Below are 25,639 nucleotides of genomic sequence, written 5' to 3' on the forward strand. Positions count from 1 at the left end.
CTAGTTCCTTTTTTCAGCATTTTTAAGCGCCTTTTATCAAACCTTGTTCTATAGGCAATGAATGCGTTTACCTTCATTTTATAAATTTTTTCCAAAAGAAAAGACAATACTTGATCGTATTGTCTCATTTGAATGGAACTGTTATTTTCTGAGCTTTGCTTTCTGTTTTCTGATTGGCATTCAGCACATCGCTAGTCAGCATCGTGACACTTTTAACAGGCTCTTCGGAATGTTCCAGAATAAATCCGATGTTACCCTTTTTGGTCTGATTTGCGCCCAGTTCTCCGTTCAGATCCTCAAGGTATATATCCGATTCCCAGTCAACTTGCTGACCGCTGTCTGTCTCAAGCATAGCTACGGGAGAGAAGAAGAGCGGCTGATCTGACGTGTTTTTCACTTCTACCTCCGCTTTGATGATGTCAAACGTTTCATCATGTGTGAATGTGTGAAAAAAATCAATCATGCTGTAGGCAGGTGTATGCTCGATAATTTTCACATCTTTAATCGTCAGTTCCACATCGCCTGCTTTAATTGTCTGATTCAGGCTGCTGATGGCTTTCAGCTCAGCTGCGCCTTTGTCATCTTTCACGGTTTGACCCGGTTCAAGGAGTGAACGGTCATCCGTTATCTGCGGGTTTGGTACGTAGCTGTCTTCAGCGGCTTTTTGATTAGAGGGTGATGGTTCGGCCGTTTCAGTCTTCTGTTCCTGTTTCTTCTCAATTTGGGCAGGTTCTGTCGCCTGTGCAGAACAAGCAGAAAGTACGATTGTCAGAGATAGCAAAAGCCATGCATGTTTCATCGTGTAGTCCCCTTTCTCCATTTGCCAATCTGCCGGCATGAACACAGACTCCGCCGCCCATGCGGCAGAGTCGTGATACAGCCTGGTTATTTCTTTTTGCTTTTTTCTAGGATATCAAAGATGATTTCTGCGTGATCTGTGTTGTCTTTATGACCGGCGAACAATTCTTTACCTGGTCCGTAAGCAAAGACAGGAACGTCTTCCCCTGTATGTCCGTCTGTCGTCCAGCCAGTATTGGAGCGCTTATTAAAGATGGCTTCTATCGCATTATCAACACGGAGAATTCCTTTATCTTTGTCTGCTTTCCCTTTTTCTGCTGCATCTTTGACAGCATTGATTTCCTCTGCCGTCAGTTCAAGATCGATATACTGTTTTAACGTTTTTTCAGGATCTGCGCCTTCTTCAACGATTTGGGAGGCCATAAAGTCAGGTGTGCGCTTTGCAGCTTTAATCGGCTCTCCAAACCAGTTGTAATCACCGTCAGCTCCGATTGAATAACCGCCAGTTGAATGGTCTGCTGTAGCCACAACAAGAGTATGCTTGTCCTTTTTGGCAAATTCAATCGCTGCTTTGTAGGCTTTTTCAAAATCCTGCATTTCACTCATGGCTCCTACAATATCGTTGTCATGTCCGGCCCAGTCAACCTGGCTTCCTTCAACCATTAGGAAAAACCCGTCTTTATCTTGATTCAGTCTTGAAAGAGCTGAACTTGTCATGTCTTCAAGAGAAGGTGTTTCTTTTTCGCGGTCAATCATTTTTGGAAGGCCGCCATCCGCAAACAGTCCAAGAACCTGCTGATTCTTATCCTTCATCATTTCTTCTTTCGATGTCACATAGCTGTACCCGTCTTTCTGGAATTCTTCTGTAAGGTTGCGGTCAGCCCGGTCAAAGTTGCTTAAGCCACCGCCCAGCATGACATCCACTTTATGTTTGCCGTTGATCAGTTCATCATAATAATCATCTGCTATTCCATTCATGTTTTTCCGGCTCATATCATGGGCACCGAATGAAGCAGGTGTAGCATGCGTTATTTCAGACGTAGCAACAAGACCTGTCGCCTTTCCTTTTTCTTTTGCCGATTCTAACACTGTTTTAAGCTCTGTACCGTCATTATCTACGCCGATTGCAGCATTGAATGTCTTATATCCTGTTGACATCGCTGTTGCAGCCGATGCTGAATCTGTTACATTTTCTTTAGGATCTTCAGGGTAGGTCATTTGATTGCCGACAAGGTGCTGATCAAATTCTGTACGCTCAGCCTGCGGTGTAGAAGGGTCGTCTTTCAGATAGCGGTATGCTGATGTATATGATACGCCCATTCCGTCTCCAACCAGGAAAATAACGTTTCTTATTTCATTCGGTTTACTTCCAGCAGCTTCTGCTTCACTTGCCTTTGCGTTTGGAAAATTCCCAATGACACTTGCGGCAACTACAGCTGAAAGCACTGCAACCGGAACAGTAATTTTTCCAAGTTTTCTATTAAACAATCAAAAAACCTCCAATAGAATGTTTTTGCTTACAAATACTAGTCTATGGGATGAGTTTTAAGGAAGTTTTGAGAGATTGTAAAGTATGTATGTCCGTTGTTTACAGTTTCTTTACAGAAAACAAATAGAAAACGATTGCATTTTTTACCTTTACAGTCACTTAAGCTGAAAGACAGATGATCTGCGTCTGAATGCAAAAAAAAGAAGTCCTCCCCCCGAAACGGTGCAAATGATGGCACCAATTGAAAGAAAAAGAAACTGTATACCGAATTGAGCAGCACATACAGTGCCGTAAACAATTCCAAGCGGCGCAGCTGCCTTTGTCATAAGAAACCTGACTGAGAAAACCTGCCCAAGAATGGACTGCGGCACAAGCTTTTGATAAAGCGTCGTGCTGTAGACATTCCAAAAGGGCATAGCTGCACCTGCTGCGATTTCAATGACCATCGCCGCTGCCAGAGTCTTTGCATCACCAAGCGCCAAGTAAGTAGAGCCTCCTATAAACAGGGCAAGCATCATGATTTGATAGATGTATGTATCTTTTACTTTTATTCTGGATGCCGCAAAACTGCCGGCTATGTAACCAAGGGGAAAAGAAGCGGCAAACAGGCCATACTCAAATGATGAACCTCCCAGTACTTCTGAGACAAATGGAATATACATGGTCTGGGCAGCAAACACGCCAAAGCTTGTAATGGAGACAAGCCCGCCGAGGAACAGGAGTATTTTATGTTTACGATAAACGAGAGTGCCTTCTTTGAATTTCTTTATCCATGTTGCTTTGTCATCGATTTCTGTATGCTTTTCGAGCAGAAACCCTATCATGATGAATGAAATTGAAAATGCACAGACAATAAGAATGAGAGAACTTTTTTCATTCAGAACCGATACAAGAAACCCTGCTGCGGGCAGCATCAAAAACCGCATCAGCTGCACACCTCCTGAAATTCCTGCATTTACTTTAACCAATTCCTCCTTATGCACAAGCTTTGGAACAAGTGCTGCCGCAGCAGGGTCATATGCAGTAATGGAGGTTAAGAAAGCCGCTGCATATAACAGGGCCGCCTCATGGAACCCGACTGTAAAAAATAGGAGAAGCAGCAAGTATACGAAAGCCCTTAATGCCTCTGACGCTCTCATTACTGTTGTTCTTTTAAACCGGTCTATATAGGGTCCGGCTATAAACTGAACGATCAGCTGCCCCGAAATGCTGACCAGCCACAAGGTGCCCATCGCAAGCTTAGAACCGGTCTCTTCATATAGGATCCACGAAAGGAGGAACGTTCCGAACGTGCTTGAAAAGACCGACAAAAGCTGATTATAAAAAAGCAGCTTGACCGGTTTCATGTTTCCTTATGCAGAAAAGTAAAGATTTCCTTTTCTATCCCCTTAATTGAGTCTCCAGTTGCTTTATAAACACTGCCTTTAAAGTGAACAAGTCCAGCTGCTTTCAAGAGGGTCAAATGATGATGGACTGTCGTTTTCCCCATTCCGACCAGAACTGTCACTTCTTTTAAAGTCAGCTCTTTTTTTACAAGAAGTTTGAGAATCCTGAGCCTTTTTTCATCGCCAATTGCTTTAAGCTTTTGCACAAGCTGTCCCGGCGGTTCAAAAGGATCCGTGCTCTTCATTAAGCTGCTGTCGCTTACAGGGTAGTAAAAAACCTTTGCAGCAGGCAGGTCTGCCTGAATCGTCCAGGGCCTGTATGCCACGTGAGGAATTAAAATCACATCGGCAATTCCCTGTTCAGGCTTATAATCAATTCCAGCAGCTTTCAGGACCGTTTTATGAGGACTTTCTAATTGGCTAATGCTTCTCTTTTCAAGAACATCCCTTTCCAAAACACCGCTGGTCCAGTCCTTTTCAGGCAGAATGACTTCGTTATACCAGCCGTCTACTAGCGCCTGGAAATGATTGAGCAGTTCAGTATGTTTGCTGCTGCATACAAAATGAATCAATTGCGGAAAAAAGACATGACCCTTGCAGGCCAGAACCAAATCATTTTCAGCTCCCCTATCCCCTTTAGAAGCTGCAAGACGGTTTTTTTCCTGCATGATATCCACGAAAGGCAGTGCGTAATATTTAAGCTCACTCTCTGAAAGTGACTTTAAGAACTGATAGAATTCCCCCGGACTGGAGAAGTCTTTCACATGAAGCAGCTGAAGCAGCATTTTCCACGTGTTGTGCTCCTGGCAGTAGTCAAGCTCTGCTGTCAGTTCACTGGAAAGACGTATCTTGAGCTCGTCCAGTTCCGCCCTCGTCATTTCAAGCTGATTATGAAGCTTTGGATAGGTAATCATGGCTATGCCAAGAGCACATTCAAACAACAAGGATGTTTTAATCTGAACGCCGTATGATATCCGTTCAAATGACGTATTCAATAGATTCATATTTTTTCCATCTCCTTTCTTTTTATTCTAAATAATTAGAATGATTAATTCAATACTTTTAGAATAAACTCCCTTGCAAAAATAGGTGATAAAACGCCTTTTTCTGCAGATTGGCGGGCTTTTTGACTTTCTTTGTCTGTTTCCCTCGAATGGAAATTCTTTTCCTGTTAATTAGATTCAAGTATGTTACACTGAAGTCAGGTCACATGAGATCGGAGGAAATCATCATGACAATCAGTGTCTTTATGGATGATTACCGGACCTGCCCCAGCGGATATGTTTTGGCGGAAGATATAGACCAATGCATTGCGCTATTAGAAACTAATCGCGTAGACCATCTGTCCCTTGATCACGATCTGGTCAGCAAGACCAGAAACGGGCTCATGCTGGTACAGTACATGGTCAGGCATCATCTTTATGCAAACCGCATTACCATCCACTCGGCCAATGCAGCCGGAAGCAAGGCGATGTACAGGCATTTTAAACAGGCACAGGAAGACTTCGAAATGCCAAAATCAATAAAAGTGATTCTCAAACCAATGCCTCTCCATGCTTCGGATAGAAAAATGCGATAACATACTAAATTATTGAGGGACTCTCCGGGGTGCCTCTTTTGTTTTGTCTTAAGAAAGAGAACTTTGCTCGCAGCCGTTTTGGGCATTTAACGCTTGAAAACGTGGACCTGGGCAGCAGGCAGTGCGTTACTTGCCGCATAGGGCGAAATACTTGCTCGAATGCCTCTTTTACTAGAAAAAGAAGATTCGTTACTTGCCGGAAACAGAGGTTTTCTTGAAAATTTCCATCTGCCTCCTAAGTGACAGAGTGCACCATCTATATTTGTGTCTTACTCGCAGAAGGTTTTGGGCATTTAACGCTTGATAACGTCGATCGAGGCAGCACCCAGTGCGTTACTTGCCGCATAGTGCAGAATACTTGCTTGAATACCTCTTTTACTTGAAAAAGAATATCTGTCACGTGCCGGAAACAGACGTTAACTTGAAAATTTCCATCTGCCTCCTAAATGACAGAGTGCACCATCTATATTTGTGTCTTTCTCGAAGACGGTTTTGGGCACTTAACGGTTGAAAACAAAATTCGCCGTAAATTCTCCATATAAAAAGACTGCCATCAGCAGTCCTTCCAAAGCTTATTTCTTCTTTTGCTGGCTTTTCGCACGGTTGCTGTCAAGCTCAGCAGCATATTCCTCCTGCGTTTTTCCTTGTTTCTGGCTTTCTGATTCAATCTTTCTGAACTTATTGTCATTGCGGTTTGGCATGTGTCTCCACCTCCCCTCTAAAGAGTATGATGCTCATACTCCAGAGTAGAGATTCATTAAAATATCTCCTTGTTTATTGTATCCTTCTTATGTAAACCAATTTGTTGAAAGCTAATGATTAAACTTTTCTTGGCAACTAGTTTGTCTTTTTAAGTGTGATTATTTGGAACACAGTTTTTTTAGTTCATCATTTAGAACTTTATGTGCTGAATCAGTACTCAAGTTTCCAGAGGATGTTTTGTTAGAACATAGTTTATTTAGAATAAAAAACAGGCATTCAATTTTAAGAGAATTATCTTATTTTCTTTTAGAACATATATTAATTTAAAAAAATCTTGCACTGGAGGTAAGCTCATTTTCCCAATAAAAAAATTCCAGTTTCATCAACTGGAATTTTTTCAACATGTTCCATTTATTCTTTTCTACCTATTACCTGGATTCGAAACCTAACAGATCTTTTCGCCGATATACACTTAACACTACCCCAGTTAAAACTGAATTTAAAAGGACAGGCATCAGTCCATAGCTTATAAATGGAAGAGACATTGTCATTAATGGAAGCAGTCCTAGAGCCATACCAATGTTTACGGCAACCTGCATTGCAAAAAGTGAGATTGCGCCTGCCAACAGTAATCTTCCAAATGTATGTTTCATCCTTGGCACATAAACCGCAAGACGGAAGATAAAAAGGAAGAGCAGGATGACAACTGCACCGGCAACCAGCCAGCCGAAGCTTGCTGTAATTGAAACAAAGACAAGATTTGTCAGTGAATCACCCATTAGAAATTCATTTTGCGTCTGACCAAACCAGCCTGCATCCAGAATAAAGTCTCTAATATAGAGGATGGGAAAACCCGCGTCGTTTGAGTGCTTTTCAGGGTTAAGAAAAGCGTCAAGACGGCTTTTTCTCTCAGCTGATGAGAAGACAAATACGGAAAAAAGCAAAATGCCTGCCAGAACACCTCCCGCTGTCAATAATGATAGGATGACTTTTTTTGAGAACTTGCTGAAGCAAACCATAGAAATGACCATGACCGTATATAGTACAGCGGCAGATACAGCAGGCAGCTGGGCAAAAAGCAATATTGGCACGATATACAGCAAGATGGCGTGCCAAACTTTTAAGCTGCGGTTATTCAAAAAAGACGCCCAGCCCACGAAAAAAAATGGGATGCTTATAAGACTTTCCAATCTGAAGAAACCGATCTGTATGGATAAACTTCCATTAATAATTTGGTTTGCAAAAGCTGGTACGATAAGCAAAAAACCTATTCCCAGTATGTAAAAAACCCAGCCCGTCCTTTCTAATCTTCGGTAGTCGACCATCATAAACACGAATAGAGTGATTGCTCCAGCTATAGAAATCAGGATTTTCTTAACCAGCATAACAGGTTCTCCAATGAAAACCGGAAGAAATCCTGCCCCCATACATAGTGTGAATAAAAGAATCAGCACCCAATCTGTTTTTGGCCGGTGAATCTTATTCATATCCTTTCCGATTCCTACAGGATTCCCCATTTGGGCAATGGCTTTTGTTTCTGCTTCATCTGCGGTGAGACCATTCTTCACCAAGTCTTCCTTTATGCTTTCTATATGAGCATTTAATTCCATTTCAACCATCATTCTTGCATCTTTTGACTTTATTTGTTCTTTTACTTTACTAAGATAGGAATTCCTTGTCTCTCTCATATTTTTATCCCTCCAATAGTTCACTGAGGGAGATTTCTGTACCTGCGGATTTTTTTTCTTCACGCTTTAATATCTTCTTTCCCCTGGAAGTAATCACATAACATTTTGATTGCTTTCCGTGCCAGGATGACTGGATCCATTCTTTCTTTTCAAGCTCATGAAGAAAGGTGTAGATTGCTCCCTCATTTTCATCAAAAGCTGAATTGCCTCTTGCTCTTAGGAGAACGCTCAGTTCATACCCTGTTTTCTCATGAATCAGAAGCTGCAGAACATCTTTCAGGAGACAAGAAGGTGATTTCTCCTTTTTACCGATGCGTTTCCATACGCCTTCTCTGTGTTTTTCTGAAAACGTCAATTTGTCAAAATTCTGGTTCCCGGAACTTTCACTCAGCTTTCTTAATTGTTCTTCCACCTACAACTCCTCCTTCAGGCCCGCTTTTAAAAGCTGTTTTGCACGTCGCATTCTTGTTTTTACCGTGCCTGCCGCACAGCTTGTTATCCTGGCAATTTCATCTATAGAAAGCTCTTCAAAATAATAAAGATAAATGACCTCCCGGTAGTTTACAGGCAGATTCATTACAGCAAAAAAGAGTTCAGACTCTTCTTCTTTTTTTATAACAGCGTATTCTGTTTCCTCACTTGAAGGTGAATCTTTCCATTGATCATTTGACGGAGTTACATGTTTATAATCCCAGCTCTTTAAATAATCCTTGCACTTATTGATTGCAATTCGCCATAACCATGTTCTGAGCTTTGATTTTCCGTTATATGTATGAAGCGACCTGTAGCATTTAACAAATATGTCCTGAGTCAGGTCTTCAGCTGTCTGCTGATTTCGGACGTAAGTGTACACAAGCTTCAGAATTTCAGTGCCGTATTCGTGCATGATTTCATCTATAAGAGTTTCATAGTCTTTTGTTTCTATGAAATCTGCTGCCCACTCTTCCATTTATCCCCCTCCTTTCCTTTACTTAGACGATTCTGAATGCGACTTGGTTTTTGATTATGTAAAAATAGTGGCCACATTTGCCTGAAACCGAAAAAAAATGCCCAGCTGCTTCGCTGCGCATTCTATTATTTTTCCGACAAAGTTTTTGTGATGAAAGCTGTGATCTTGTGCAGCTTACCCCTTCTCATTTCCCCGTTTAAAATTCCCAGTGATTTTAGCCATGATCAGCTGCTTTGCTTTTTCATCTGCTGCAGCCTCCATCTTTTTCAGGAATTGTTCCGCTTCTTTTCCTTTTAGGATTTTTACCTGCTTGTGAAAATAATTTATAAACACGATGCCGTTTTTCGTGCTGCTGCAGCTGAATGGGAGTTTATCCAGCTGATTGTGCTTGTCAACGCCGGTTTGCTTTTTTTCACTCATGAAAACACCACCTCGTCCCTGTTAAAAAACACGCCATTTGTCATGACGTGTTTTGTTTAGCTATCCAATCTTATTGATTTCTTCCACAAGGATGCCGATCGCATCTTTTTTATTCAGTCTGTTCATCGTATCTTTCATGTCCATTTTGTTCGTTTTCAGATCGGCCAGATGGATAAGTAGAGATTCTTCTGTCAGGTTTTCTTCTTCGAGCATCATCGCATAGCCTTTTTTCTCAAATGATTTGGCGTTCATGATCTGGTCTCCCCTGCTCTGGCTTCTTGTCAGCGGGATGATCAGCATCGGGATTTTCAGTGCCAGAAACTCAAAGATTGAGTTAGAGCCGCCTCTTGTAATGACGTAGTCAGTGGCTGCAAGATAGTGGGAAAGCTCGCCGTGTACATATTCAAACTGTCTGTAATCCTTGTTGCCAATCAGGGATTCGTCCACGTTTCCTTTTCCGCAAAGATGGATGATCTGATAGTCTTTAAGCTTAGGAAGTGCCGCTCTTACCGTTTCGTTGATTTTTCTGGCGCCAAGGCTTCCGCCCATGATTGTTAGAACCGGTCTTCTTCCATCAAAGCCGAGAAGTTCTCTTCCCTTGCCAGGTGATCCCTTTAACATTTCGCGGCGAATCGGAGAGCCGATCGAAACGGTTTTTTCATTAGGGAAATAGGCCAATGTTTCTTCAAATGATGTGAAAATTTTTGTCGCAAAGCGCTGGGCAATTTTATTGGCAAGACCCGGTGTCATATCACTTTCGTGGATGAAAACCGGGATGTTGAGAGATTTCGCTGCAATAATCACCGGAACGGTAACAAAGCCGCCTTTAGAAAAGACAACTGACGGCTTCAGCTTTTTTAAGACTCTTCTGGCATCAAGGCAGCCCTTCATAACCCGGAAGATGTCCTTCACGTTTTCAAGGTCAATGTAGCGTCTTAATTTCCCGCTCGAAATGCCGTGATACGGAATCTGGATATTTTCAATCAGTTCCTTCTCGATTCCTTTTTTTGAACCAATGTACTGGATGTCCCAGGCACTGCGGTCAAGCTCATCAATGATGGCCATATTCGGTGTAACGTGGCCTGCAGAGCCGCCTCCTGTAAAGACAATCGTTTTTTTCATCAGGCGTAAGCCCTCCTTCAAATTCTGAATTGCGCTAAAAAAGCCAAAAATTCTTTTTGTTTTTTATGAACGTCTTTCATAATGGCATATGTACAGGCTTCAGGCAATGGAAGAAATGGACAGTCCACTTCAAGCAATCTTCCTTCAAGCAATTCTCTGCGCACTGTTGAGGCAGGAAGAAAGGAAACGCCAAGCCCTTCTGCGATAAAACGTTTTGTGATGTGGATCTGAGTGACTTCCATCATCCGTACTCCGGGAATTTTCATTTTAACTGCTCTGCACAAAGAATCCCAGTATACAGGATGATTATGTGTGAGAAGGTAATTTGATGTCAAGAGCTCTTCCGGGTCAAGGGGCAGCGCACTCTCTGAATCCGCACCGTCGTGTGGAGCTGCAAGAAGAACCCTGTCCCTGTAAAGGATCTGCGAAGTGAGTTCACTGTGAAGGCTGTCCATGCAGGATAGACCAAGATCTGCGTTCTCACTCAGCACTGCATGTTCAATTTCTGCCGATTCTACTATTTTAACGGATATTTCGACCTGTGGATACGTGGAAGTATATCTTTTTAATACAAACGGCAGGATTGTATCGGCAATTAAGGGCGAAATGGCAAGGGTAAGGTGTGAGGTATATCCCTGTTGAAACGAGTTTAACTTGAGGATGCCCTCCTGATAAACAGCCAGAAGTTCTTTCGCATGGGTAAGGTACACCTTCCCCTCTTCCGTCAGCCTGACCTTTCTTCCTTCGCGAAGAAAAAGCAGGATTCCAAGCTCTTTTTCCAAAAGCTGAATATGAACCGTCACAGATGGCTGTGAAATAAACAGCAGTTCTGAAGCCCGTCTGAAATTTTGACATTCGGCAGCTGTTACAAATGTTTGAATCCAGGAAAATTCCATAAGCCCCTCCTGATTAATTATCTTAATCAACCCAATTAAAAAGATTTAATTTTCTTAATAATCATTATTTTATAAAATAAAGACATCAAAGGAAAGGGGAGATTTTTCATGATTCATTATGGATTAAAGGGAGTAACGGCAGCCGAAACACGAATCAGCTTTATTGATGGTGCTGAAGGAAAGCTTATTTACAGGGGGTATGACATCAGCGAGGTATCTCAGCGCACATTTGAAGAGGCGGCTTATCTGCTTTGGTATGGAGAGTGGCCGGATGCGGAACAGCTTTTAATGTTAAAGGGAAAATTACAAAAGGGACGGGAACTGCCGGGTCACGTGGCATCTCTGTTAAAAAGTCTGCCTCGCGAAATGGATTTGATGAGTGTGCTTAGGACAGCAGTATCAGCTCTAGGTTCAGGTCCTCCGTCTATTGAAGAAGCCATTCGCTTGACCGCCGTCGTCCCTGTCATGATTGCCTGCCGAAAAGCCTGGATGGATAACAGCGTTCTTCCTGATTCCGTTAATCATCTTGATCATGCAGAACATTTTCTATATATGCTCTTTGGCAGCATGCCGACTGAAACACTAAGAAGGGCCCTTGAAACGTATATGATTTTAACGATGGAACATGGAATGAATGCATCTGCTTTCTCTGCCAGGGTCACGGCATCAACGCTGTCAGATATCCATTCAGCCGTAACATCTGCTATTAGCACGATGAAAGGGCCTCTTCACGGGGGAGCACCTTCTGAGGTACTATCCTTTTTAGCTGAAGCGGCAGAAAGCAGCGATATTGAAGAATTAATCAGGCAGAAGGTGTGCAGAGGTGAACGGTTAATGGGGTTTGGGCACAGAGTCTATAAGACCCGGGATCCCAGGGCAGAAGCACTGAAAGCGGTTTTGCTTTCAGAAGCGGGAGATGATGATTGGATGAAGCTTTCGTTGAAAGTGGAGGAAGCTTCTGTGAATATTCTGTCGGAGCTGAAACCTGGAAGAGCGTTATATACAAATGTTGAGTTTTATGCAGCAGCCATCATGAAATCCATGAACATGAAGGCTGACCTGTTTACGCCGGTCTTCACTGCTGCCCGGATAACCGGATGGACTGCCCATATTCTTGAGCAGGAAGGCAATAACATTTTGTTCAGACCAGATGCGCAGTATGTTGGTCCCTGGCGTGTGCCGAACGGGCATTCTTCCCAGGAGAAAAAATCCTAATTTCTGAGTTTCTAATGGAAAATAGCTTCCTCTTCTTCTGGAAGCTTTTTATAAAAATCATCAATAAGAGGATATAAATCAGGCTCTGTTTGATAATAGGTTCCATCTACTTCATTTATAGTGAATTGAAAAGTTTGTATTTCTCCTTCAAAGAAGGCAATGGCATATCTGAATCCTGAGCGGTCCTCCTGATTCTCTTCTTGAATGAAGGTGACATTTTGCATCCTGTTCATCAATTCTTTTATCTCTTTTTGGTCGCTGATTGTTTTTCTATATCCTGAACTGCCGTCTGTGATGACGGCTTTTGTTACTTCATCCAGTGTGCCTGTATAAAATTCGGTCAGATATTTTGGCTCCATAGAGCAGCCGGATAGAAATACAACAATTGCCAATAAGAGTTTCTTCATAAAAATCCCCCTCAAACATATGACGTTTTTAAGAAGGATATCGTTACAACTAATCAGGCAGAAAAAAGCTTTTTTATTTTCACAGTTCCGGGTGACGTTCGTCAGCGACCTCTCCCAGAGCCCTTTATGTAACGGAGAATTTTTTTTATAGTAAGCATGAGGATTCTCCTTTGCTCCTTATTCTCCTAAACAATACCATACATTCAGCCTTTATGGACTATTGGATTGCAAAAAAAGACGCGCCTTTATGCGAGGCGCGCCATTCACATTTTATTTTGAAGCAAGCAGGTCTGCTGTTAGGATATAACGCTCAGGGGCAGGCCCCGCAAACGTAAATGGATAACAGGTTGAAACTGTAAGGACTGCTTTTGGTTTCGGTACAATGACGGTACGGTCATCTTTGTCAACAATCCGGACCTGCCTCACTTTATAAGTGAATTCTCCTGCAGATGTCGTCACAATGAGAAGATCACCTTTCCCAACTTCTCCGAGCTTTCGAAAGACAGTATCCCTGTGTCCGGATAGAACAGAGTTGTCCTTTTCGCCAGGCAACACGCTTCCGGCGTAGTGGCCGACTCCCTGTTCTAATTCTTCTTCAGCTGTTCCGTGGTAAATGGGGAGATTTGCTTCAAGCTTTGGAATGTAAAGATTACCTATTTGATCGCCTTTTGCCGGTCTTTTCGGATAGAGAATATCCTCAGCTGCAGCTGTCTGCTTTTCAGCTTTGTTTTTCTGTAAAGTCTCAGCCTTTGGTTCAGAACTGATTTTGTAGAGAAAATACCCTTTGGCCATGGTGACAGCATTTGTTGTCGTCAGCCATATTCCGCTGCTTATTAGAAGGACGGAAACAAGCAGAAAGAGATTCCTTTTTTTCATCACTGGCGTGATTGAACCTTGTTTTTGCGGAAAAACCAGCTTCCTGCAAGAATCAGCGCCATACCTGCAAGTACGTATCCTGCAGCACCTGTTGAGGTTTCAGGGAGCTCTCCGCCTTTTACGGTCTTAACCGCAGGCTTGGTTTCAATAACAGATTTCGTATAGATAGGATGCTCTTTAACGATTTGATTTGCTTCCTTTAAATCTTTCCCTGTTTCCTGAATGAGATCTGAACCAAACATTTCAGCTGTGACGAGAATATCTGCCAGTAATTCCTCCTGCAGGTTTGAAAGTTTAATGAGGAGACGGGAGCCTTTCTCAACATTTACTGTAAGGATGCTTTTTAGAGATACCGGCTGCATGTTGCCATCCTTCACTATATAGTAGTCTGTTTTAATCTGCAGAAGATCAAGCATGCTTTTGAAAATATCCAGAAGCTCTGCCATTTGCTCAGCGGACAGATCATTCAATGACTCAAACTCTTCAAAAGCCATCATTCGTTCGCTGAGTTTAATCATTTCCTCTTCAATCATAGGATCATCCATTTCAAGAGTTGAAAGATAGGTGAGTAGCGCTTCTATCTCTTCATCAGTCAAACCAATTTCAGAAAACAGTTCCGAAATTGCATCCTCAGCTTCGGAGCCGTTTATATAAAAATCGACCGCATAATCAAGATCTTCAATGAACTCATAGTTTTCAATGGAATCCTCATGTTCTCTTAAAAACTGCTCAAGTTCTTCTCTTGATTGGAACCCGTAAATGTCCAGGAGTTCTCCCAGATTTTTCTCATCAATAGGCGTTCCTTCCCATCCATTTATGTAAAAATCGATAAACATGTCCACATCTTCAGCAAAAATAAGATATGTGCCATCCAGGACATCCTGCCCCTCTTCGATGTCACCGTTTTCACTAAGCAGCTCGTTCAGCTGTTCGCGGGACAATTCATAGTTTCCCAATATCACTGAAATAGACTCTTCAGAAAGAGGTGTTCCCAGTTCATCAGCCGATTCAAAATCAGCAAGTGACCATCCTTTACTTTCAAGATAGTTTAAGTAGTCCTTTTTCCCCCATCCAATCTCTTTAAGATGCGCTTCAAAATCAGCTTCATCCGGTCCGATCGCAAATGCCCCTGCCGGCATTAGAAAAAAGGTTGCGGCTATAGTCAATAAGAATGATATTATGTGTTTCATGGCTTCTTCCCCAGTCATAGTAAAATAGTATGAGATCAACTAGAATAGTATAATCTCAGCAGATGAAAAAGAGTATCTGTATAATTTCCCTTAACTGGTTGCTTTTGCATATTACAAATACCCCTGTGACTTTTCGTTATCTGTAATTCATGGACTCTTTTTTATGGGGATGCATTTTCGCTATCCTTTAATACTGAAAAGCGGGGTTGGTTGTAAAATGAGGAAAGTTGGTAGTTACGCAATGATTGTTGGTTGTAAATCGAAAGAAGCTGGTTGTGTTCACCGGATTATCGGTAGTTACGCATCCTGCCCGAATAATCGCATCCGTTCCGTCACGGATTTTGTTGACTTACATAGTCTAGGACTAGAAGTCAACTGACAAATACCCAAGACCTTGCTAGAAAAAGAGGTATTTGAGTGTTAAAAAGGGGATTGGTTGTAAAATCAAGAAAGTTGGTAGTTACGCAATGATTCTTGGCAGTAATTCAAATGAAGCTGGATGTATTCGTCGGATTGTCGGTAGTAACAACCCTGCCCTTACTTTCCAAAAACCCGCAGAAAAAAGCAGTCCCAATTCTCCAGGACTGCCAAATGTGCATCATTCATTTTTTGGTGCTTTATACGATTTCGGAAGCTTGTACCCGCGCTCTTCCATGACGTTCCGCAAACGGTCAGGATAATCGGTAATCATGCCGTCCACACCGTCATCAATAAGTTTGTTCATTGTTGGTATGTCATTTACTGTCCATGGTATGACCTTCATTCCTGCTTTGTGTGCACGGTCCACCATTTCTTTTGTCACGTATGGTTCATACCCATCCTCTGTTACAGCTCCATTTTGCGGAAAGCCGTGCACAGGCGAGATGGCGTCTGCTCCAAACGATTTGGCTGCGGCAACAAGGTCCCCGTCAAAATCATCAATATCAATGCCGCCGAGCCACGGAGAAGCCCCCGGCTGTCCCGGCTGAAGAAATTGCGGGCCGTTTGTAAGAGCCACAATCGGCAGGCTTGGCTCCACCTCGCGCATTCTCATGAGGGAGCCCCAGTCAAAGCTTTGAATCGTCACTCTGTCCAGCATATCCGCCTCGCGGACCTGTTTTGCCACAATCTGCACAAATTCTTCTCTTGGAGCCGTTTCGTGAGGAGCTCCCGCTTCTACTTTTGTTTCAATATTCATTTTTACTTTTTTTGCTTTATATGAATCTACTAAATCAAACACTTCAGTAAGCATCGGCATTTTCGCTCCGGGACTTGTTTTTTGACCTGGATATTGAGGTTTGCTCAAAGAGCCGCAGTCCATTGTCCGGATTTGCTCAAGTGTCAGATCTTTTATGTATTTTCCCACATAAGGAAATTCCGGATCACCAGGAAAAGCAGGTTCCGTATCGCGGCAGTTTCCGCCTGATATTTTACGGTCATGAGTCACAATGGCCTGTTGATCCTCTGTGATTTGCACATCGAGCTCCAATGTATTCACACCTAGCTCTAAGGCGTGTGAAAATGACGCAATAGTTGATTCTACTGTCAGTCCCATTCCCCCGCGGTGAGCCTGGAGATCAAATTCTCTGTCCGCTGCCGAGGCACTGCTTTCCGGCATTATTCCTGCAGAGATTAAAAGCATGGCCGCGAGTGCTGGTCTTGTCCATCTTTTCATAGCATGTTCATCTCCTTCATCAGATTCACTTTCCAGTGTAAAGGTCAATTGTTAACTGAAGATAAAGGATTTAATAAGTTGCGTTAAAGAATGACGCAAAAAAAAGAAAGTGCTTTAAAAGCACCTTCATTTCACCATTCCGCTGATAATCAGGCGGATTTTCTGCTCGTTTGTAAATGATTTCAGTGTTTTCTTTTCAAGGTAGTGATGATTCATCGGGATAAATACTTTCATGTTGTTTTTGAGGTCTGGAGATGGATTTGTGACAATGCGTTCACCTTTTTCAAGACCCTGAAGGACTTCATTTCGGCTGTTTATTTTCAGGCCGACATCAAGCTTTCTTTTTTCGAGTTTTCCTTTTTTCAGCACATAAATGTATTGGCTGCTCTTTTGTTTTTTCATCACTGTGTCGTCGATGACGATGACCCCGCTCCGCTCTTCAAGCACGATGTCCAGGCCGACATGAAATCCGTGATGCCAGTTTTCTGAGGGTTCAATCAGTTCAGCGAGAAACGGATAATAAGTTTCGCTTTGATCTACGGAAGGCTTGTCGATTGGAGTCATCGTCACTTCCCTGATGATCGCTTCTTTTTCTGTATTTGCTAGGGCTTCTGCTTCGGCAGTTGCCTTTTGACCCTCTTTTACCAGAACAGCTTCTTTTTCGGACAGCTTGCCTTCTATTAGGAAGGGCTCGCTGGATTGAATGACAATCATAGGATCTTCGGGATTTTGCGGAAACGGATTGACTGCTGTTACAATGCCATCCATTTTGCTTGTCACATTATAAGCTACCTTTTGAGCTTGCAGTCTTGCTGCTTTCTGCTCGTTGCTGTCAATCTGCTGATTTAAGTAGGCAATTTGATCCTGCTTATCGCCAATTTGACTGCTTATCGCTTTCTGGCCCGCGGAATCATCCAGGTAGACGCCTTCTTCCACTTCAACAGGAACGCTTGCCTCATCCAAGTCGTCCTGCAGATCAGACAGGTCTGATTCTGCTGAGGATATTCTGGACTGAAGATCCGCATTTTGAGCCTGCAGTTCTTCTATTTCAGCGTCCAGGTGGCCGGTTTCATAAGTAATGAGAGGATCTCCTGTCACTACGGCATCACCTTTGCTGACAAGTACTTCCCGAAGCGTTCCAAGGTCTTTGCTGTACATGACCTTATAATCTGAAGCAGGAACTACCACCCCTTTTGTGAAAAGAAGTTTCTGCAGCTCTCCCGTTTCCGCTTTTGTAAACTGACTGATTGATTTTGATCTCTCGATTTTGTCTGATGTGAAAATAACGGCTATGTTAACGGCTATAAATAGAACGGCTAAAGAAATGATTCCGATCATTGCTTGTTTTTTCATACGTCCCCCTGAAGCGAGATCCCTATATCCTGCACAAGCACTGTAAAGACAGCTGCAAGCAGAATATAAAGAAGGTTTGAGAAGATTACGGTTCCTGCAGCACGCTTCCATGATCTACCCGAAAGCATTTTGAGTCCAATCGTCTGCACATATGCGCTCCATATGAGGAACACTGTTATACAGCTGACTAACGTTACGGCGAAGGTCTGATCTGTTAAAAGCTGAATCAAAACCCCAAATCCAAATGGAGAAGAATCGCGCTGCACGCCAAGTAAATGAAAGAACGGAAAATTCAGCAGTTTTTCCATCGTCATTAAAAACAGCGGAAACAGCTGAAGCGTGATAAGCTTATCCCACTCTATATCTCTATAAAACACTTTAAATACGAAGGTAAAAAAGAGAACCATAATGAGAGGTGCAGCAATCGAAGCAACGATGCCGCCGATGCCGAATAATAGCTTGGCAAACTCAAATTTCTCCCTTTTTATCAAATCAAGATAAGCAGTAATGGCTTCTGTATGTATACCAAGGTACGCACTTGCTGCTGCAAGAAGCACGCTGAGCACGATCAAGGCTGCAAATCTTGCGTAAAATCCTTTTATGGCTTCAGCTTCTTTCAATTTTACAAAGTAAGCAGAGGGTTCTGTTAAGCCTTCTACTATACGAACGTGGTGCATTCTATTTCCCCCTGTCAAAAAAAACGATTACTAGAAATTTATAGCATATTTCCGGCATGGTTAATAGTCACTTTTGGCATATTATGAAAAATCAGCTCAGATTATGGTCTAATTTTAGACATTTTTCAGCCATCTGCAACCAGACTGGTCAGTAAATTGGATTGGCAGATAACCTCACACTATGCATCTTTATACGTTTTATGGTAAACTTATCATTATTTTAATTTTCAAAAAACATCTCCGATTAGAGATGGAATCCATTCCAGTAAAGAGGTGCTGAATATGACAGCTAAAACAGAAACGATCAAGGAACGCGATCATCACGCTGCTTTGAGACGCGATGTGAAATTTTTAGGGAATATGCTTGGAGATGTCCTTGTTCATCAAGGCGGTCATCCGCTGCTTGAAATGGTTGAGAAGATTAGAGAAATGACAAAATCACTTCGCAGCCATGCGGATGAGAGCATATACGCAGACTTAAAAGCTGAGATTTCGACACTAGACCCAGAGTTAAGAAAACAGGTGATCAGGGCTTTTGCTGTTTATTTTCATCTGGTGAACATCGCAGAACAAAATCACCGCATCAGAAGAAGACGCGAGTATCAATTTCAGGAAGACTCAGGCAAGCAGCCGGGATCTCTTGAACATGCTGTAGCTTCACTGAAGGAAAACGGTGTGTCATCAGAAGTGATTCAGCAGCTTTTGAAGACCATTTCCCTTGAACTGATTATTACCGCCCACCCGACTGAAGCGACGCGCCGCAGTGTTCTTGAAATACATAAACGCATTGCCGGCCTGCTGCACAGTCTTGACCAGCCGATTCACACAGAGCGCGAGCGTGCAGAACTTGAGGACAGACTGTTCAATGAAGTGGTTATTCTTTGGCAGACGGATGAACTGCGTGACCGTAAGCCTACCGTAATGGATGAAGTCGCAAACGGACTTTACTATTTCGATGAAACACTCTTTGAAGTGCTTCCGCAAATTCACCAGGAGCTGGAGCTTTGTCTGTCTAAAAATTATCCGGGACAGGAATGGCATGTTCCTAATTTCCTCCGCTTTGGTTCATGGATTGGCGGAGACCGCGACGGAAATCCTAACGTTACACCTGAGATTACGTGGAAAACCCTGACGAAACAGAGAGCGCTTGCGCTCAGGAAGTACAGAGAATCGCTGAAAATCCTCAGAAAACGTCTTAGCCAGTCGACCAAACGGGTTGCTGTCAGCGACGAACTGCTGGCATCTGTGCAGGAGGAAACCCCTCTTTTAAGCAAAGGAGAAAGATGGCAGGTGGAGCATGAAATCTACCGCTGCAAGCTGACCATCATGCTGAAAAAACTTGATCAGCAGCAGGCCTTCTGCTATAAGAGTTCTGAACAGCTGCTCCAGGATTTGAAAATGATCCAGCAGAGTGTTCTGCTTCATCATCCAAAAGGGTACGAACTGAAAAGCCTGCAAAAACTGATCAGGCAAGTGGAGCTGTTCGGTTTCCATCTTGCAACACTTGATATCCGGAACCACAGCGGAGAGCATGAGGCTGCCATTAAAGAGATCTTCCATTCCGTTAATCTTGCAGAAGACTATTCAAGTCTCCCTGAAGAGAAGAAAATGCAGCTGCTGCAAGACGTGCTACAGGATCCGAGGCCTCTCGTTTCATTTAAAGAAAACTATTCAAAAGAAACTCAGGATGTTTTGGATGTTTTCCATATGATCAGACGCGCCCACAAAGAATTCGGCACACGTTCCATTGAAGTTTACTTAATCAGCATGACCCAGTCTGCAAGCGATCTTCTTGAAGTGATGGTGCTTGCAAAGGAAGCGGGCATCTACAGGCTTCATCCGGACGGCAGAATTGAAAGCAGACTGAACGTCGCTCCCCTGCTTGAGACGATTGATGACCTCGTGGCAGGTCCAAAAATTATGGAACAGCTGTTTCAGCTTGATTTTTACCAGAAGCACCTTAGCGAACAGAATAATCTCCAGGAAATCATGCTCGGCTATTCCGACGGCAGCAAAGACGGCGGAACGCTGACCGCGAACTGGAAGCTTTACAAAGCGCAGCAGGAAATTCATGACATGGCCAAGCAATACGATGTGAGGCTGAAATTTTTCCATGGACGCGGCGGATCTCTTGGGCGCGGCGGCGGCCCGCTTAACAGAAGTCTTCTATCTCAGCCGGCTGAAACACTTGGTGACGGGGTGAAAATTACAGAGCAGGGTGAAGTTCTTTCTTCCCGCTACGGCTTATATGATATTGCCTACCGAAGCCTTGAACAGGCGGCGTCCACTCTGATAACAGCCGCGGCCCATGTTTCAACAGAAGCTGAACAGTCCAACATCCGGACCGGGGAATGGGAAAAAGAAATGGATGAAATCTCATCTGTCTCCCTGAGCAAATATCAGGAGCTGGTCTTTAAAGATCCTGACTTCCTGACCTATTTCAAAGAGGCCACACCGCTTCCGGAACTTGGTGCCCTCAACATCGGCTCGCGTCCAATGAGCAGAAAAGGCAGCGAACGGTTTGAAGATCTCCGCGCAATTCCGTGGGTATTTGCCTGGACTCAAAGCAGACAGCTCCTCCCTGCCTGGTATGCAGCCGGCACTGGATTGTCTGAAGGAAATCTTGATAATTTGAAACAAATGTACAAAAAATGGCCGTTCTTCCGTTCGACCATTGATAATCTTCAGATGGCCCTTCTGAAAGCAGATTTGATGGCTGCAAGAGAGTACTTGGCGATGGTGGAAAATAAACATGCTGCCGAACGCATCTTCAACGATATCGAAACGGAGTATGTACAGACAAAAAAGGCACTTCTTGCGATTACAGGCCAGAATGAACTGATGGATCACATTCCTAATATCCAGGAATCTGTCAGACTCCGTAATCCTTATGTCGACCCGCTGAGCTTTTTGCAGGTGGATGTCATTTCAAAGCTTCGCAAAACAGATGAAGAATCAGATGCAGGAGAATTGTTAAGCGAAGTGCTGCTCACAATTAACGGCATTGCCGCAGGACTTAGAAATACAGGCTGATTGACCAAACCGGACGCGTCATGCGTCCGGTTTTTTTCGAATTTTTTCATACGCCCAAATTATGAGGCCTAAAAACACAACGCCAAAACTGGCATAAATAAGCGACCACTTAAAAAAGGAAAAAACAGGCGTGAGTTCGGCTGCGACGGGCGTTTTGGCAGGATACCTTGCCATTACCGCTGAAGCACTGATGTTTTCCAGAAAGTCAAAGGCTGCTCCTCCAAACGGAAGAAGATTAGCCAATTTCAACAGCTGCGGTTTGAGGCCTTGCAAGAAAAAAGTGATAACGGATGCCAGAAAAAACAAGTACACAAGAGGCCATATAACATCAAACGTGAACCTTGCTTTAATGTAATAGTCCCTTCCCTTCTCACCATAGCTTTCAGCTATTTCATAAAGAGTCTGAGCTGAATAAAGGTACGACCCGTCGGGTGATTCTCCTGTGCCTGTTGCCTCCTTGCTCGATTGTGCAGCATTCGGCAGGACAAAAACCATAAAGAGTATGAAGACAGCCGAAGCAGCAAAAGCAGTTTTCCAGCCGGTTTTTTTGTAGAGCCAGGCTGAAAACACATGTACATTTTTCATCTAAAATCACTCCTGTTGTTTTTTAGAATGTATTCAAGGAAAAGCGTTTTCCTTACAAACAGATTAACAGTCCGGATATGTTTTTTAACAGTCCAAATACTCTGTCTTACAATCCGGACATGTCCTCAAACAATCCTAATACACGCTTCACACGATAAAAGAATTTCCTTAAAACAGTTGCTTTTTTACCAGTAAACTGTCAAGCTAGGATAGGTATAAAAACGCAGCAGGAAAGAGAAATAGGTGACAGAATGATTGAAATCAAAACATCCTCCCTGAGTGACGGGGAATTTAATAGAGGCGTTTTCGCAACGCGCGACATAAAAAAAGGCGAGATTATCCACGAAGCACCGGTAATCCCCTACCCTAACGCAGAGCATGCCCACATTGAAAAAACAACACTGGCTGATTATGCATTCGAGTACGGCAAAAACCACACCTGCATTCTCCTTGGCTACGGAATGCTCTTCAACCATTCCTATACACCGAATGCCACGTATGACATCAGCTTTGAAAAACACGTTTTTATTTTCAGCGCCTACAAAGACATCAAAGCCGGAGAAGAAATTCTCATTAACTACAACGGCGATGAAGAAGATCAGGAGCTCCTCTGGTTTGACCGGGAAGACGAAAATAACTAAAAAAACTGACTCTCAGGAGTCAGTTTTTTTACATGAATTCATAAAACACAATCCGGTTTCCAAATGGATCCCCAACCCTGACTTCACGGGTATTCCATGGCGTCTCTTCAATCCCCGGCCTGGCGTATTTATACTGTTTAGCTGTCAGGCTGGCATGAAGTGCCTCTATATCTGAGACTTCAATTCTCACAGCTGACCCCGGACAGCAGTCCCCATAGTTTTCCGAAAGTTGAAGAAGACAAGCCCCGAAGGATATTTGCATGTAAAGAGGCAGTTCTTCTTCAAAACGGGGCTCCCAGTCCACTTTAAACCCCAGAAATGAGAGATAAAACTCTCTGGCCTTTTCCTCATCAAATATGCGGAAAATAGGAGTTGGACTTTTCATTTCAAATGCTGGATTCAATAGCTTCCTCCCCTTTTTCAATTGACTATTTTCACCCGCTAAAGCTATTCATAAGTGAAACTGGTTTGGCGGTTCTTCACTGGTTGATAAGTGCCATAAACAACAGAGATTCCTGGTTTGGTGGTTTCTTTTTGCCTGATAAGTGCTATCAACAACAGAGATTCCTGGTTTGGTGGTTCCGTTCTGCCTGATAAGTACCATCAACAACAGAGATTCCTGATTTGGTGGTTTCTTTCTGCCTGATAAGTGCCATCAACAGCAGAGATTCCTCGTTTGCTGGTTCCTTTCTGCCTGATAAGTACCATCAACAGCAGAGATTCCTGGTTTGATTATTCGAAGCTAGTTATGTCCCAGCCCTTTTTATTAACTATATTTCTATTTTTTCACTTTTTTTAAGGACTAGCATGAGAAGTACAATTAATGTTAAGCATCCAATAAAGTACTGCAGAGGCGAAAGTGGATTTGAGCCAACCATGACTGGATAGAAATAACCAGGGAAATTTTCAACTAATTTTGAAAAAAATACGTTGTTAGTGCTCTCCATCACATTGGACATAATATTGTGAAAAAATAGCAGGGACGCTGTCAAAATCCCATAAACTGCACCACTTACGACACCATAAAGTAATAAAAAATATCCGAACAAGAAAAAAGTCAGCACTAGAAGGAACACGTTAGCAGAGAATCCGAGAAGAAAGGAAATCTTCAACTCTCCAGACACCCCAAGTTGTTGTGCAACTAAAAGTAAGGCAATTCCTACTGTCACATATATGAAACTGACCCATAGCGCAATTACGACATTTGCCAGTACATAGTTTTTTCTGTTTAGTTTTGAGTTGTTAATCAATGAGACTGTCTTTGATGAATAGTCTCTGTTAACAAAATAAAGGGGGTGTAATACAGCAGCGAGCATTCCCAACATACAATAAAAGTTTGAGACATGCTTAATGCTAAACGATGCAGCAGTTCCTGTTAGGATGAGATAACTTATGAGTATTGCTGGCCCTAATGCTCCCAATACTCCAACAATCAAATGTCCCCTCTTTACTAACTCACTTAAATTGCAGTTAACATAATTTTTAATATCCAATTCCACGTTCTTCACCCCCAAGTTTTTTCATGTAGACATTGCGAAGCGTTTTCTTTTCACTAGTAAAATTAACTAATTTTAACCCTAATTTATTTAAGAAATGGAAAATATCAGCGTTTTCTGAAGTTGTTTCAATTTCAATTGTTTTTTCACATGAATAAATGATACTACCAAACTTTTGATGTTCAATAAAAGTGGCTAATTCATTAGGATGATCGAAAACTAGTTTTAATATATACTGGGTCTTGTCATTGAATTGCTCTTCTTCAAGAATGTTCCCTTTTTCTAAAAATAAGACACGATTACAGACGCCCTCAATATCTTCTAACTTATGGCTGGATATCAAAACACCCACATTCCACTCCTCAGCCATTTTTTTCAATTGATGTAATACTTGGATGGATGTTTCAATATCCATACCATTTGTCGGCTCATCCAGTACCACGTACTTGGGGTTATTCAATAGACTTATAACAATCCCCAACTTTTGCTTCATTCCAAGCGAATATTCCTTTACTTTTTTATTCAATACATCAAATAAATGTAAACTCTTCAAAAGCTCCTCGTATTCACTAAGCTTGAATTTGTTCCCGTAAATTCTCGAAAAATAAGATAAATGTGCTAGCCCAGTCTTATTACTAAACAGCTTAGGTTCCTCAATCAAGTATCCTACGTGATTATTGTCTTTAACTGATCCATCAAATTTTTGAATTGTTTGAGCAATTATCTTCATTAGCGTACTTTTTCCAGCGCCATTATTACCAACTAAACCAACGATTTCCCCTTGTTTGAAATAAAAAGACAACTCATTTAAAGCGACAGTGTCCTTGTATTTCTTGGAAATTGATTGAATATGCACTTAACCATCCCCCTGTTTTTTTCATTAATTTGATATATCTTTCCAGTATCGAACGGCAAGATATACTGCTGAAGCCATGAAAGCGATTGAATATTTAAACAAAAAGAAAATCTGCCACATATAATCTTTCGGAAAAAACATATCGCACAAAATAATTCCACCCAACATGATAAAAGAACTTTTTAAATAAATTAGGTTTGTTCTTTCGTCCTCTTTACCTATTTTGTTTCGAAGGATAAATATAAGCCCTATGCCCACAAACAAAAGCAGAAAACCGCTAACAATCAGTATGTTCCAATTACCATCTGATTGTTCCACCCATGCTTTTAAGGGCAAAAAAAGTGTATTTGTTACATAATCAAACATCATTTCCATGATCCCCTTTCTCATAAGTAAAAATTTCGTTTACATCAACATCAAAAAAATCGGCAATCCGGAAAGCGAGCAGCATGGTGGGAACATAATTTCCTTTTTCCATTACAAAGATGGTTTGTTTGGAAACTCCGACTTTCTCTGCTAATTCTTGCTGGGACATTCTTGCAAGTACACGGTACTCGTAAACCTTGTTGGAAATGGAATCTCCAAAATCTTTCTTCATTCTCAACACCTCTTGAGTCAAATTATAAAC

Annotated in this window: 27 protein-coding genes; 4 read left to right on the forward strand and 23 right to left on the reverse strand. The window is 42.4% G+C overall.

Features of this window, described 5'->3' with window-relative positions; genetic code table 11:
- Positions 1 to 124: 124 nt before the first annotated feature.
- The 4 genes from ACK1LH_RS11645 to ACK1LH_RS11660 form a co-directional block, all read right to left on the reverse strand.
- Positions 125 to 799, reverse strand: a complete 675-nt coding sequence (locus tag ACK1LH_RS11645) for a DUF4352 domain-containing protein (protein WP_411333110.1) — start codon at positions 797 to 799, stop codon at positions 125 to 127.
- 86 nt (positions 800 to 885) lie between these two features.
- On the reverse strand, positions 886 to 2,286 hold the full coding sequence (locus ACK1LH_RS11650; RefSeq protein WP_411333112.1) for an alkaline phosphatase: 1,401 nt from the start codon (positions 2,284 to 2,286) through the stop codon (positions 886 to 888).
- A gap of 156 nt (positions 2,287 to 2,442) precedes the next feature.
- Positions 2,443 to 3,633: an MFS transporter gene (locus ACK1LH_RS11655; RefSeq protein ID WP_411333113.1), complete on the reverse strand. Its 1,191-nt coding sequence runs from the start codon at positions 3,631 to 3,633 to the stop codon at positions 2,443 to 2,445.
- On the reverse strand, positions 3,630 to 4,676 hold the full coding sequence (locus ACK1LH_RS11660) for an ArsR/SmtB family transcription factor (RefSeq protein WP_411333114.1): 1,047 nt from the start codon (positions 4,674 to 4,676) through the stop codon (positions 3,630 to 3,632). Before ACK1LH_RS11660 ends, ACK1LH_RS11655 begins: the two co-directional genes overlap by 4 nt.
- A gap of 206 nt (positions 4,677 to 4,882) precedes the next feature.
- On the opposite strand from ACK1LH_RS11660, the gene ACK1LH_RS11665 reads away from it, so the two are divergent.
- Positions 4,883 to 5,251 carry a cyclic-phosphate processing receiver domain-containing protein gene (locus tag ACK1LH_RS11665; protein ID WP_234703398.1) on the forward strand — a complete coding sequence of 123 codons (369 nt, stop codon included), beginning with the start codon at positions 4,883 to 4,885 and terminating at the stop codon, positions 5,249 to 5,251.
- A 572-nt stretch (positions 5,252 to 5,823) separates the two neighbouring features.
- Here ACK1LH_RS11665 and ACK1LH_RS11670 read toward each other — a convergent pair.
- The 7 genes from ACK1LH_RS11670 to ACK1LH_RS11700 all read right to left on the reverse strand — a co-directional run bounded on the left by ACK1LH_RS11670 (position 5,824) and on the right by ACK1LH_RS11700 (position 11,028).
- The gene (locus ACK1LH_RS11670) at positions 5,824 to 5,952 is read right to left on the reverse strand and encodes a hypothetical protein (protein ID WP_267881646.1); all 129 of its coding nucleotides are present in this window, start codon (positions 5,950 to 5,952) and stop codon (positions 5,824 to 5,826) included.
- A 429-nt stretch (positions 5,953 to 6,381) separates the two neighbouring features.
- Positions 6,382 to 7,641: an FtsW/RodA/SpoVE family cell cycle protein gene (locus ACK1LH_RS11675; protein ID WP_029280646.1), complete on the reverse strand. Its 1,260-nt coding sequence runs from the start codon at positions 7,639 to 7,641 to the stop codon at positions 6,382 to 6,384.
- Between the two features lie 4 nt (positions 7,642 to 7,645).
- Positions 7,646 to 8,053, reverse strand: coding sequence for a PadR family transcriptional regulator (locus tag ACK1LH_RS11680; protein WP_029565919.1), 408 nt, complete (start codon positions 8,051 to 8,053; stop codon positions 7,646 to 7,648).
- Positions 8,054 to 8,590 (reverse strand): sigma-70 family RNA polymerase sigma factor, encoded by a 537-nt coding sequence (locus tag ACK1LH_RS11685; RefSeq protein WP_029280643.1) that lies wholly within the window; start codon positions 8,588 to 8,590, stop codon positions 8,054 to 8,056. It lies immediately after the preceding gene.
- A gap of 174 nt (positions 8,591 to 8,764) precedes the next feature.
- On the reverse strand, positions 8,765 to 9,010 hold the full coding sequence (locus ACK1LH_RS11690; protein ID WP_203287444.1) for a hypothetical protein: 246 nt from the start codon (positions 9,008 to 9,010) through the stop codon (positions 8,765 to 8,767).
- 60 nt (positions 9,011 to 9,070) lie between these two features.
- Positions 9,071 to 10,135, reverse strand: coding sequence for an undecaprenyldiphospho-muramoylpentapeptide beta-N-acetylglucosaminyltransferase (locus tag ACK1LH_RS11695; RefSeq protein WP_411335094.1), 1,065 nt, complete (start codon positions 10,133 to 10,135; stop codon positions 9,071 to 9,073).
- Positions 10,136 to 10,149: 14 nt separating this feature from the next.
- Positions 10,150 to 11,028: a LysR family transcriptional regulator gene (locus ACK1LH_RS11700; protein ID WP_203287446.1), complete on the reverse strand. Its 879-nt coding sequence runs from the start codon at positions 11,026 to 11,028 to the stop codon at positions 10,150 to 10,152.
- Between the two features lie 108 nt (positions 11,029 to 11,136).
- Between ACK1LH_RS11700 and ACK1LH_RS11705 the strand changes: the two genes are divergently transcribed.
- A complete protein-coding gene (locus ACK1LH_RS11705) occupies positions 11,137 to 12,243 on the forward strand; it encodes a citrate/2-methylcitrate synthase (protein WP_411333115.1) in 1,107 nt (368 codons plus the stop codon).
- Between the two features lie 11 nt (positions 12,244 to 12,254).
- Here the strand turns inward: ACK1LH_RS11705 and ACK1LH_RS11710 are convergent, their stop codons facing one another.
- The 6 genes from ACK1LH_RS11710 to ACK1LH_RS11735 all read right to left on the reverse strand — a co-directional run bounded on the left by ACK1LH_RS11710 (position 12,255) and on the right by ACK1LH_RS11735 (position 18,400).
- A complete protein-coding gene (locus ACK1LH_RS11710; protein ID WP_242524599.1) occupies positions 12,255 to 12,650 on the reverse strand; it encodes a hypothetical protein in 396 nt (131 codons plus the stop codon).
- 270 nt (positions 12,651 to 12,920) lie between these two features.
- Positions 12,921 to 13,526: a class D sortase gene (locus tag ACK1LH_RS11715; protein WP_029280632.1), complete on the reverse strand. Its 606-nt coding sequence runs from the start codon at positions 13,524 to 13,526 to the stop codon at positions 12,921 to 12,923.
- Positions 13,526 to 14,716, reverse strand: a complete 1,191-nt coding sequence (locus ACK1LH_RS11720) for a processed acidic surface protein (RefSeq protein WP_411333117.1) — start codon at positions 14,714 to 14,716, stop codon at positions 13,526 to 13,528. The genes ACK1LH_RS11715 and ACK1LH_RS11720 overlap by 1 nt, the downstream gene beginning before the upstream one ends.
- Before the next feature lie 598 nt (positions 14,717 to 15,314).
- On the reverse strand, positions 15,315 to 16,370 hold the full coding sequence (locus ACK1LH_RS11725; protein WP_411333118.1) for a glycerophosphodiester phosphodiesterase: 1,056 nt from the start codon (positions 16,368 to 16,370) through the stop codon (positions 15,315 to 15,317).
- Between the two features lie 126 nt (positions 16,371 to 16,496).
- Positions 16,497 to 17,723: an efflux RND transporter periplasmic adaptor subunit gene (locus ACK1LH_RS11730; RefSeq protein ID WP_411333119.1), complete on the reverse strand. Its 1,227-nt coding sequence runs from the start codon at positions 17,721 to 17,723 to the stop codon at positions 16,497 to 16,499.
- Complete coding sequence (locus ACK1LH_RS11735; RefSeq protein WP_411333120.1) at positions 17,720 to 18,400, reverse strand: YIP1 family protein; 681 nt, start codon at positions 18,398 to 18,400, stop codon at positions 17,720 to 17,722. Before ACK1LH_RS11735 ends, ACK1LH_RS11730 begins: the two co-directional genes overlap by 4 nt.
- Positions 18,401 to 18,682: 282 nt before the next feature.
- On the opposite strand from ACK1LH_RS11735, the gene ppc reads away from it, so the two are divergent.
- Complete coding sequence (gene ppc, locus ACK1LH_RS11740; RefSeq protein ID WP_411333121.1) at positions 18,683 to 21,433, forward strand: phosphoenolpyruvate carboxylase; 2,751 nt, start codon at positions 18,683 to 18,685, stop codon at positions 21,431 to 21,433.
- Between the two features lie 18 nt (positions 21,434 to 21,451).
- Here ppc and ACK1LH_RS11745 read toward each other — a convergent pair whose 3' ends face one another.
- On the reverse strand, positions 21,452 to 22,018 hold the full coding sequence (locus tag ACK1LH_RS11745; protein WP_411333122.1) for a hypothetical protein: 567 nt from the start codon (positions 22,016 to 22,018) through the stop codon (positions 21,452 to 21,454).
- 251 nt (positions 22,019 to 22,269) lie between these two features.
- Between ACK1LH_RS11745 and ACK1LH_RS11750 the strand changes: the two genes are divergently transcribed.
- Complete coding sequence (locus ACK1LH_RS11750) at positions 22,270 to 22,659, forward strand: SET domain-containing protein (RefSeq protein WP_029280620.1); 390 nt, start codon at positions 22,270 to 22,272, stop codon at positions 22,657 to 22,659.
- 28 nt (positions 22,660 to 22,687) lie between these two features.
- Here the strand turns inward: ACK1LH_RS11750 and ACK1LH_RS11755 are convergent, their stop codons facing one another.
- The 5 genes from ACK1LH_RS11755 to ACK1LH_RS11775 form a co-directional block, all read right to left on the reverse strand.
- A complete protein-coding gene (locus ACK1LH_RS11755) occupies positions 22,688 to 23,044 on the reverse strand; it encodes a glyoxalase superfamily protein (RefSeq protein WP_411335095.1) in 357 nt (118 codons plus the stop codon).
- Between the two features lie 385 nt (positions 23,045 to 23,429).
- Entirely contained in the window at positions 23,430 to 24,158 is a 729-nt protein-coding gene (locus tag ACK1LH_RS11760) for a hypothetical protein (protein WP_029280616.1), read from the reverse strand.
- The gene (locus ACK1LH_RS11765) at positions 24,142 to 25,011 is read right to left on the reverse strand and encodes an ABC transporter ATP-binding protein (RefSeq protein WP_411333123.1); all 870 of its coding nucleotides are present in this window, start codon (positions 25,009 to 25,011) and stop codon (positions 24,142 to 24,144) included. Before ACK1LH_RS11765 ends, ACK1LH_RS11760 begins: the two co-directional genes overlap by 17 nt.
- 24 nt (positions 25,012 to 25,035) lie before the next feature.
- Positions 25,036 to 25,380, reverse strand: coding sequence for a DUF2178 domain-containing protein (locus ACK1LH_RS11770; protein ID WP_411333124.1), 345 nt, complete (start codon positions 25,378 to 25,380; stop codon positions 25,036 to 25,038).
- Entirely contained in the window at positions 25,370 to 25,609 is a 240-nt protein-coding gene (locus tag ACK1LH_RS11775; protein ID WP_029280610.1) for a helix-turn-helix transcriptional regulator, read from the reverse strand. Before ACK1LH_RS11775 ends, ACK1LH_RS11770 begins: the two co-directional genes overlap by 11 nt.
- Between the last annotated feature and the right edge of the window lie 30 nt (positions 25,610 to 25,639).

This window comes from Metabacillus indicus, from assembly GCF_046603695.1.
Lineage (GTDB): Bacteria > Bacillota > Bacilli > Bacillales > Bacillaceae > Bacillus_P > Bacillus_P indicus.

Bases quoted from the DNA above. Each gene is read 5' to 3' on its own strand.
- ACK1LH_RS11645 (WP_411333110.1), bottom strand. From the start codon at position 799: ATGAAACATGCATGGCTTTTGCTATCTCTGACAATCGTACTTTCTGCT.
- ACK1LH_RS11655 (WP_411333113.1), bottom strand. From the start codon at position 3,633: ATGAAACCGGTCAAGCTGCTTTTTTATAATCAGCTTTTGTCGGTCTTT.
- ACK1LH_RS11660 (WP_411333114.1), bottom strand. From the start codon at position 4,676: ATGAATCTATTGAATACGTCATTTGAACGGATATCATACGGCGTTCAG.
- ACK1LH_RS11665 (WP_234703398.1), top strand. From the start codon at position 4,883: ATGAGATCGGAGGAAATCATCATGACAATCAGTGTCTTTATGGATGAT.
- ACK1LH_RS11670 (WP_267881646.1), bottom strand. From the start codon at position 5,952: ATGCCAAACCGCAATGACAATAAGTTCAGAAAGATTGAATCAGAAAGC.
- ACK1LH_RS11675 (WP_029280646.1), bottom strand. From the start codon at position 7,641: ATGAGAGAGACAAGGAATTCCTATCTTAGTAAAGTAAAAGAACAAATA.
- ACK1LH_RS11685 (WP_029280643.1), bottom strand. From the start codon at position 8,590: ATGGAAGAGTGGGCAGCAGATTTCATAGAAACAAAAGACTATGAAACT.
- ACK1LH_RS11690 (WP_203287444.1), bottom strand. From the start codon at position 9,010: ATGAGTGAAAAAAAGCAAACCGGCGTTGACAAGCACAATCAGCTGGAT.
- ACK1LH_RS11700 (WP_203287446.1), bottom strand. From the start codon at position 11,028: ATGGAATTTTCCTGGATTCAAACATTTGTAACAGCTGCCGAATGTCAA.
- ACK1LH_RS11705 (WP_411333115.1), top strand. From the start codon at position 11,137: ATGATTCATTATGGATTAAAGGGAGTAACGGCAGCCGAAACACGAATC.
- ACK1LH_RS11710 (WP_242524599.1), bottom strand. From the start codon at position 12,650: ATGAAGAAACTCTTATTGGCAATTGTTGTATTTCTATCCGGCTGCTCT.
- ACK1LH_RS11715 (WP_029280632.1), bottom strand. From the start codon at position 13,526: ATGAAAAAAAGGAATCTCTTTCTGCTTGTTTCCGTCCTTCTAATAAGC.
- ACK1LH_RS11720 (WP_411333117.1), bottom strand. From the start codon at position 14,716: ATGAAACACATAATATCATTCTTATTGACTATAGCCGCAACCTTTTTT.
- ACK1LH_RS11725 (WP_411333118.1), bottom strand. From the start codon at position 16,370: ATGAAAAGATGGACAAGACCAGCACTCGCGGCCATGCTTTTAATCTCT.
- ACK1LH_RS11730 (WP_411333119.1), bottom strand. From the start codon at position 17,723: ATGAAAAAACAAGCAATGATCGGAATCATTTCTTTAGCCGTTCTATTT.
- ACK1LH_RS11735 (WP_411333120.1), bottom strand. From the start codon at position 18,400: ATGCACCACGTTCGTATAGTAGAAGGCTTAACAGAACCCTCTGCTTAC.
- ppc (WP_411333121.1), top strand. From the start codon at position 18,683: ATGACAGCTAAAACAGAAACGATCAAGGAACGCGATCATCACGCTGCT.
- ACK1LH_RS11745 (WP_411333122.1), bottom strand. From the start codon at position 22,018: ATGAAAAATGTACATGTGTTTTCAGCCTGGCTCTACAAAAAAACCGGC.
- ACK1LH_RS11750 (WP_029280620.1), top strand. From the start codon at position 22,270: ATGATTGAAATCAAAACATCCTCCCTGAGTGACGGGGAATTTAATAGA.
- ACK1LH_RS11755 (WP_411335095.1), bottom strand. From the start codon at position 23,044: ATGAAAAGTCCAACTCCTATTTTCCGCATATTTGATGAGGAAAAGGCC.
- ACK1LH_RS11770 (WP_411333124.1), bottom strand. From the start codon at position 25,380: ATGATGTTTGATTATGTAACAAATACACTTTTTTTGCCCTTAAAAGCA.
- ACK1LH_RS11775 (WP_029280610.1), bottom strand. From the start codon at position 25,609: ATGAAGAAAGATTTTGGAGATTCCATTTCCAACAAGGTTTACGAGTAC.